Genomic DNA, 418 nt, shown 5'->3' with positions numbered 1-418 from the left:
TGTCCATGAGCACCACGTCGGGCCGGGACTCGCCCACCACCGCGACACCCGAGGCCCCGTCGGACGCCTCCGCCACGACGCGGATGGAGGGGTCGCCCTCCAGGACGAGCCGGATTCCCCCGCGCATCAGCTCCTCGTCGTCGACAAGCGCGACGCGCACGATCTCCCCGCCGCTCACCGCGCACCCTCCGCGCGCAGCGGCAGGCGCAGGGTCCACCGGAAGAACCCGTCGCTGCATCCGCTGGTCAGGCTCCCGCCGGCGGCGCGGGCGCGCTCGCCCATCCCGGCCACACCGAGGCCAGCCCCCGGGGATTGCACGGCGTCCGGGTCCAGCGGGTTGCTCATCTCCGCCGTCAGCACCCCGCCCCGCGCGTCGAGGCGCAGCGAGACGGGCGCGCCCGGCGCGTGCTTGCGCGCG

General features: G+C 76.6%; 2 pseudogenes. Both read right to left on the bottom strand.

The features are described 5' to 3' along the window. Positions 1–127, bottom strand: a pseudogene (locus B3611_RS10155) (DNA-binding response regulator); the annotation flags it as partial. 47 nt (positions 128–174) lie between these two features. Further along, positions 175–418, bottom strand: a pseudogene (locus tag B3611_RS05685) (two-component sensor histidine kinase); the annotation flags it as partial.

It is taken from the genome of Corynebacterium sp. UBA2622 (assembly GCF_002339505.1).
GTDB lineage: Bacteria > Actinomycetota > Actinomycetes > Mycobacteriales > Mycobacteriaceae > Corynebacterium.
The sequence above is the reverse complement of the archived record's forward strand: the minus strand, read 5'-3'. Positions and strand labels throughout refer to the sequence as shown.